The sequence below is a fragment of the uncultured Rikenella sp. genome, from assembly GCF_910579375.1.
In the GTDB taxonomy this organism is placed as follows: Bacteria; Bacteroidota; Bacteroidia; order Bacteroidales; family Rikenellaceae; genus Rikenella.
This window is the reverse complement of sequence record NZ_CAJTUJ010000089.1, coordinates 1-7335: the sequence shown is the minus strand read 5'-3', so window position 1 is coordinate 7335 and position 7335 is coordinate 1. Positions and strand designations below refer to the sequence as shown.

Sequence of the window (7335 nt, the reverse complement as noted above, 5' to 3'; positions counted from 1 at the left end):
TGCGCGGGCGGCGTCCGGGTGACCCCGGCGGGACGGAGCGATACTGCGTATCGCTTAACCGCCTCAGCCCAACTCTTTGTCCGCGCGCAGCCTCAAGCGGCCCGCGACATAACAAACATGAGCCACCTATATACCCTTACGACCTAATGCGCGGCGGCAACCTCAACACCCCATCAGCCGGGTCTAAAAGCATTCGGGCGGGTCGTTTCAAAGAACGACCCGCCCGAATGCTGTCAAGCACCCTCCACCCGAAAATCACTCTCCCAATTTCAACTCGATCTCGCGTTTGAAGTCGCTGAAGACGTTCATGTAGTTCATAAACGCATCGTACGGCGAATCATACGGATTGAAGTAGTTGTGCACGTCGCCGTCCGAAAACCACTTGGTACACATATAGTAGAAGTGATCCGACGACTGCAAGGCGTACCACACCCGCATCATATCCGGATTATTCAACCGCCGTATCTTCTCCTGCAACGAATAGAGCTTGCCGAACGCCTCGTCCTGCAACTCGTTGCCGAGCCATGCCGTCACATCCCGCTCTTCGTCCGCCCACGAAATCGGATGCGGCACGTGTAAAACCGCCACCGCTTCCGCATCGGCCGCAATCTGGGCCGGCGTCCTGAACTGCAACTCACCGTGGTGCACCACCTGTGTGATGAAGCGATCCATGAAGTCGAAAATTCCGGTATCCCGTTTTTGGTGCTCGCCAAAGGTCTCGTAGTCCATAAAGAGGTTGATTATCTCCCCCTCCTGATCGAGAATCCAGTCGATGTACTTGTCCGCCGTCAACGGCCAGCCGTCCCAGCCCTGATCGCTAAACCGGAAGGCGATGTCGTCGCTCAGACGGAAGTTCCGCAGCAATACCTTGAGCTCCTGCCGCAAAGCATTGGCGTAGACGAAGTTCGGACTCTTCCACCCCAATATATGTTTCGCCCCCTCGGTCAGCAGCGTCCGGTACCCCATATCATAAACCATCTCGCCGATCCCGTCGCTGTAAATCAACTCGGTATTCCGGAAGGTCACCGGTCGCTGTCCGAAGAGTTGCTCGATGGTATCCGCCTGGAGCCGCACCTGTTGTTCGAACTCTTCGCGGCTGGTGAGCGAGGCGAGCGAATGGGCATAGGTCTCGGCCAAAAATTCCACGGCCCCTGTCTCGGCCAGCGCGCGGAAGCTGTCGATCACCTCCGGCGCGTACATCCGGAACTGTTCAAGGGCAATCCCCGAGATGGAGAACGACACGCGAACGTGATCCGCCCCGAGCTCCTGTATCTTCCGCAGCAACAAGGCGTTCATCGGCAGATAGCACTCCGCCGCCACCTTTTGCAGGATGCTTTTGTTCAGAAAATCGTCGAAGTAGAAGTGGTCCTTGCCCATGTTGAAGAACCGGTATTTCTTGAGCCGAAAGGGTTGGTGGACCTGGAAGTATAAATTGAGGTTTTTCATATGCTGTTTAGGTTGAATATTCGGTTGGTTTTCGCAGTCAATGACAGGGGCTGTTGCCCGGCGGGTCGTTATTTGCCGGAGGTCACATCGTTGTATACGTCCAGTACCCGCTGCGCCGCGCCGTCCCACTTCAGCGTGGTCACCTCTTCCTGTCCGCGGGTAATAAACATGTTGTGCAATGCCGGATAGGTCACCAGACTATAGATGGCGTCGGCCATGGCATCGACATCCCAGTAGTCCACTTTCACCGCATGCGTCAACACCTCGGCCACGCCGGACTGTTTGGAAATAATGACCGGCACGTTGGACTTCATGGCCTCCAGCGGCGATATCCCGAACGGTTCGGACACGGACGGCATAATATATACGTCACTGAGTTCGAACATCCGCCTCACTTCATCCCCTCGCAAAAAGCCGGTAAAGTGGAACCGATCCGAAATGCCGAGCTTGGCCACCCGCCGCACCACGTGGTTGAGCATATCTCCCGAGCCTGCCATCACGAACCGCACATTAGGCAACCGTTTCAAGACCTTAGCCGCCGCCTCGACGAAGTAGTCGGGCCCTTTCTGATAGGTGATCCGCCCGAGGAAGGTCACGATCTTGTCCTCTACCCCTCTGACCTCTTCCGGCCCTTCGTGCGCCTTGAACCGCACGCCGTTGTGCACGGTCACCACCTTCTCTGGAGAGATCCCGTATTTCTCGATCACGATATTCCGCGTCAGATTGCTCACGGCCATCACCCGATCCGCCGCTGCCATCCCCGTCCGCTCGATGTTATAAACGACGGTATTGATGTTCTCACCGCTGCGGTCGAACTCCGTGGCGTGCATATGCACCACCAACGGCTTCCCGCTCACCCGCTTAGCGGCAATCCCGGCATAGTAGGTGAGCCAGTCGTGTGCGTGAATCACGTCGAACTGCCCCGCCAGATCCCTGGCCACCTGAGCCGCCACCATGGCATACCGGGCCACCTCTTCCATCAAATTGGCCCCGTATTTCCCGCTGAAGTTATAGCGCTGTTTCCAGATGTCCTGCGGCGCCCCCGGCTGCGTCCCGTGCCGGAACTCGCTCCATTCGTTTTCGTACTCTTCCGGGCTGAGATAAGGCACCAGGTTGGAATTGATCTGAATGAAGGTGAGCTGTTTCCAGAAGTCGTCCTCGGTGTCGAGCGTGCCGTACGGCGCCTCGACCTCCGAGGCGTTCTTGATCTTCAGGTAACGCTGGTCTTCGTCGCCGTATGCTTTCGGCACGACGAAGATCACCTCCACCCCCAGCTTCGACAGCGAGCGGGTCAATCCGTAGCAGGCAGTCCCCAGCCCGCCGGCGATGTGCGGAGGGAATTCCCAGCCGAACATTAATACTCTCATTTGCAAAAGTCCTTTCTTGTTTTCACGGCGCACCGAGCGTTTCGGCCGGCCGATACATGATATATAATAAGTTTAGGTAAGCACGGAACGACGCGTGTGCGGGATCACTTCTCCCGTTCGCCGATCATGCGGTTCACCATCAGCAACGCCGCCACACTGGGCGCATACGAGATCGCTCCGCAAGCCTCGTGCGGCGCATCCCCGTCGTAAGCCTCCGGCACCGACCCGATGCCGTAGTTGAGCAGGTCTTCTTTGAAGCCGTCGAGCAGCTCCCGGGCCTGCATCAGGAAGCCGTTGCCGTAGAGGCGGAATCCGGTCTGCACATAATGCTCCAGCAGCCACGGAAAGACCGTCCCCTCATGTCTGGCCACATTCCGGCAAGCTTCACTCCCCCTGCAAATCCCCTGATAGCGGACATTATTTGGACTCAAAGTCCGCAACCCGCGCGGCGTGAGCAGATAAGCTTCGGCCACGGTAAAGACTTTCTGCTGTTCGTATTCGTTGAGGGGCGAATAAGGCAGCGAGCAGGCCAAAAGCATATTTGGCCGAATATCCAAATTCTTCGCCCCGTCGTGATAGACATAATCCGCCAAGTATGGCTGTTGAGGCATCTGTTCGAGCCAGAAGGTCGCCCGGAAGTTATCTTTGATACGTTCCGGCAGCTCGACCCAGTCGCGCACGAAGAGGTCGTCGCCCGCCTCCTGCGCCAGCTCCAGCGCATAGCAGACCGCGTTGTACCACAGCGCATTGACCTCGACCGCAAACCCCGGCCGCTGGGTCACCGGCCGACCGTCGTTCATGGTGTTCATCCAGGTCAGCGCCCGCCCCGGCCGATCGGCCCAAATGAGGCCATTCTCTGCCATCCGGATAAAAGCTTCGCGCCGGTTCATATACCCCACGGCGCCGTCCCCGTTCGGATCGCCCACGCCATCCCGATAGGCGTACAGAATCTCTTTCATCGCCCGTCCGTACCGGGCCCAAATTTCTCCCCTGCCACCTCCGATAAAGGATTCGAGCTGCTGCAACGCATGGAAGAACCACAACTGGGTATCCGCCGCGAAGTGCGTCCCGAATATCCCGTCGCGCAGCCGATACAAAACATGGTAGTCGAGAATCTCAACGCAGGCATCGACCATCGGCCCCTGCGGCTGGGTCAGGGTAATCCCCGCCAGCGACATAAAAGTCTCCCTGCTCCTGGCATTATACCACGGATACCCCGCCGTGAGCGATGTCCGGTTCTCCTTAATAATAAGAAACTGCCGCGCAGAGTGATACAAAGCGGGCAAAAATTCCGTCTTCATCGTCCGCCGGGCGATCTCTTCGTCGAAAATCGAGGCCAAAGCCTCCGGCCGCACCTCCGAGGTCGAGCCCGAGAAAACGACGCTCTCGCCCGTGGCGATATCCATCTCGAAATAGCCCGTAGTCAGCAAGTCTTCCCGGAACGGATACCCGCGCCGCTCCTCTTCGAGGTATTCGAAGTTGTGGTACCAGTCCGGCGCCGCCACGAACCGGGCCTCTTTGTTCACCTGAAGATGCAGCCACGGAAACCGCGGATAGAGCTGCGACTTGACCCCGCCCGGAACCGGATAGGATTTCCCGTCCGCCTCCGCATTGGCGGTGCTCAGCCCATGCCGCGACCGGAACGCCAGGAACGGCCGCAGTCTCAACTTGGTCGCCGACCTCGCCTCCAATAAGGTATATCGAATGAGCAGCTGCTCCGCCGTATGCACCCACAGCATCTCCTTCTTCAAAAGCACCCCGCCGACGCGATAGATAATCGTCGGAGTCGGGGTATACGAGAAGTCGACGATATATTTATGCCCCCGCGGCTCGTACATACCCGGGAAACGGTGTATCGCGAGGTTGAACTCTTGTCCGTGCTGAATGACCGTCTCGTCCAGCGACGAGAGCAGCACATAGTCTTCGCCGCCCAACTGTTCCACCGGACAGACCATCAATCCGTGGTATTTCCGCGTATTGCAACACACGATCGTGGTGTTCATATACCCACCCGCCCGGTTGGTGCCGAGCATTTCGCGCTGGAGCGAGTATTCGAGGTTGCCCAGCGCCTGTTTGTTGAATTGTAAGATGGCCATAATATCTGCTGTCCTTTGGAAAAAAGAGATCGTTATTCCGCGCGATCGCCCGCTCCGCTGTCCGGAAAAAACGAGCGGATCGGTAAGTCACCGTAAATATAATGTTTTCTTTTTGATTTCCAATCGTTTTTATCGACAAAATAAACAAGAGGGGATCGCTTTCCGCGGAAAGCGATCCCCTCGAAACTGCCGGATCCCCAGCCCCCGTTACATTCGCACCGGTTTGATGTCTTTAATCCGCAGTTGCGGCGTGACACTTCCCTGATAATGATTCTCAACGATGTTGTAACAGATGTCGATCGACCCGCCGCGTTTGATGTGGTCGAAATAGTCGATCTGTCCGAATGCGATGGCCGAAATCGGACTGAAGGGGTGTTGCCGTTGGACGAGTTCCATTTTGAGGTGTTCGCCGCGGGCGCCGACGAGCCGGGCGGAGCCGTTGTCGCTCACGTCGGCGGTGACGAACACGGGCGAAGGGTTGCCCGGCCCGAACGGCTGAAAGGCGCTCAGGGTACGCCGGAAGGCGGGCGTAATCTCATCGAACCGCAACGGTTCGTCGATGTCGATCTGAGGCACGAGCTTTTCGGGGTCGATATGGGCCTCGACATAGGCTTCGAAGCGGCTCCGGAATTCGTCGAACCGTTCGGGTTTCATGGTGAGTCCGGCGGCGTAGGTGTGTCCGCCGAAGTTTTCGAGCAGGTCGGCGCACGATTCGACGGCCTGATAGAGGTCGAAGCCCGGCACCGAGCGAGCCGAACCGGTAATAAGTCCGTGGCTCATGGTGAGCACGACGGTCGGCCGGTAGTAGGTCTCGATCAATCTGGAGGCGACGATCCCCACGACGCCTTTCATCCAGTTGGGATTATAGATGACGGTGCATTTTTTCCGGAGCATCTCGGGCGACTCTTCGAGGTACCGGTGGGCTTCGATGGTGATGTTCCGATCGATGCTTTTCCGGTCTTTGTTGAAGGCGTCGATCTGGGCGACGTAGTACAAGGCGCGCCGCTCGTCGACGGCGGTGAGCAGCCGCACGGCGGTGCGCCCGCCGGACTGCGCCCGGGGGTCGTCGCGGTCGATTTCGATCTCCATCCGCCCGGCGGCGTTGATCCGGGGGCCGATTTTGAAGACGATGTCGTCGATGGCGATGGTGTGCCGTTCGAGTCCGCAGAGTTTGATGATGGCGGCGAGCCCTTTGTTGGGTTTCCGGTTGAGCCGGATAAGGCCGTAGTGGGCCAAAATGCGGTTCTCGCCGACGATGGGCACGATGTCCGAGGCGATGCTGACGGCGACCAGGTCGAGCAGGGGTTCGATGGTCTCGAAGGGGAGCTCTTTGTACTGGCAGAATGCCTGGACGAGTTTAAAGCCGACGCCGCATCCGGAGAGGTCTTTACAGGGGTAGGTGCAGTCCTCGCGTTTGGGGTCGAGCACGGCGACGGCGTCGGGAATGGCGTCGCCGGGCAGGTGATGGTCGCAAATGATGAAATCGACTCCTTTGCGCTTGGCATAGGCCACCCGGGAACAGGCTTTGATTCCGCAGTCGAGGGCGATGATGAGCTTCGCTCCGTTGTCGGCGGCGTAGTCGATCCCCTTTTCCGAAATCCCGTACCCTTCGGCGTAGCGGTCGGGAATGTAGAAAAGGAGGTCGTCCATCCACCGCGAGAGGAAGTTGTAGACCAACGCCACTGCGGAGATACCGTCCACGTCGTAATCGCCGTAGACCATGACGCGTTCCCGACGGGATATGGCCTGCTCGATCCGCTGCACGGCGAGCATCATATCTTTCATCAGGTAGGGGTCGTGGAGTTCTTCGAGTTTGGGAGCGAAGAACCGTCGGGCCGATTCGGTGGTGTCTATGCCGCGCTGAACCAAGAGGTTCGCCAGCTTGGGGTCGATACCGAGCGCGGTGGAGAGGGTCTCCACTTTAGCCGCATCGCCCGCGGGCCGGACGACCCACTTTTTTTCTGCGTGCATAACGTTCTATTTTTTTGTTTACTCTTTTTCATCTTTCGGTTCGCGAGCCTTTTTCGCCGATTTGTCGAATCGTCTCTTTGAACGGAGGGGCGGCTCTGTGTACATCGCTGCCCAAAGGCCTGCCCCGGGCTTTCGCGACGCACACTCGGGCGATCGGGTGACGGTCGGCAACTACGGATTCAGCTGGTCGTCCGCCACGAGCGACATCCGAGCCCTGGATTTAAATTTCCATTCACAGTACCTCGATACCGGCTCTTCGGACAACCGCGCTCACGGTTTTCAGTTGCGGTGCCTCTCGGAATAAACGCCGCGGGCCCGCGGTGGGCAAGGGGCTAGAGCTACCCTAACAGGTTCGACTTTGGCGGCCGGAGCACTACCCATTCGTCTCTTGTAGGCAGTTCGCCGCCAGCGGAGGCGCAACGAGCCCCGTCGAGTTGCAGTCCGCCGCATGGGGT

At 58.2% G+C, this 7335-nt stretch carries 5 protein-coding genes; 1 reads left to right on the top strand and 4 read right to left on the bottom strand.

Annotated elements, in window-relative coordinates:
- Nucleotides 1-255: 255 nt before the first annotated feature.
- The 4 genes from QZ302_RS07455 to recJ form a co-directional block, all read right to left on the bottom strand.
- On the bottom strand, nucleotides 256-1446 hold the full coding sequence (locus tag QZ302_RS07455; protein WP_294594115.1) for a glycoside hydrolase family 57 protein: 1191 nt from the start codon (nucleotides 1444-1446) through the stop codon (nucleotides 256-258).
- 68 nt (nucleotides 1447-1514) lie between these two features.
- Complete coding sequence (locus tag QZ302_RS07450) at nucleotides 1515-2813, bottom strand: glycosyltransferase family 4 protein (protein WP_294594113.1); 1299 nt, start codon at nucleotides 2811-2813, stop codon at nucleotides 1515-1517.
- A 104-nt stretch (nucleotides 2814-2917) separates the two neighbouring features.
- The gene (locus QZ302_RS07445) at nucleotides 2918-4909 is read right to left on the bottom strand and encodes a glycogen debranching enzyme N-terminal domain-containing protein (RefSeq protein ID WP_294594112.1); all 1992 of its coding nucleotides are present in this window, start codon (nucleotides 4907-4909) and stop codon (nucleotides 2918-2920) included.
- Nucleotides 4910-5116: 207 nt separating this feature from the next.
- On the bottom strand, nucleotides 5117-6880 hold the full coding sequence (recJ, locus tag QZ302_RS07440) for a single-stranded-DNA-specific exonuclease RecJ (protein WP_294594110.1): 1764 nt from the start codon (nucleotides 6878-6880) through the stop codon (nucleotides 5117-5119).
- A gap of 157 nt (nucleotides 6881-7037) precedes the next feature.
- On the opposite strand from recJ, the gene QZ302_RS07435 reads away from it, so the two are divergent.
- Nucleotides 7038-7184, top strand: coding sequence for a hypothetical protein (locus QZ302_RS07435; RefSeq protein ID WP_294594108.1), 147 nt, complete (start codon nucleotides 7038-7040; stop codon nucleotides 7182-7184).
- Nucleotides 7185-7335 lie beyond the last annotated feature (151 nt).

Excerpts from the sequence above, each read along its gene's own strand:
- QZ302_RS07455 (WP_294594115.1), bottom strand. The coding sequence starts at position 1,446 with ATGAAAAACCTCAATTTATACTTCCAGGTCCACCAACCCTTTCGGCTC.
- QZ302_RS07450 (WP_294594113.1), bottom strand. The coding sequence starts at position 2,813 with ATGAGAGTATTAATGTTCGGCTGGGAATTCCCTCCGCACATCGCCGGC.
- QZ302_RS07445 (WP_294594112.1), bottom strand. The coding sequence starts at position 4,909 with ATGGCCATCTTACAATTCAACAAACAGGCGCTGGGCAACCTCGAATAC.
- recJ (WP_294594110.1), bottom strand. The coding sequence starts at position 6,880 with ATGCACGCAGAAAAAAAGTGGGTCGTCCGGCCCGCGGGCGATGCGGCT.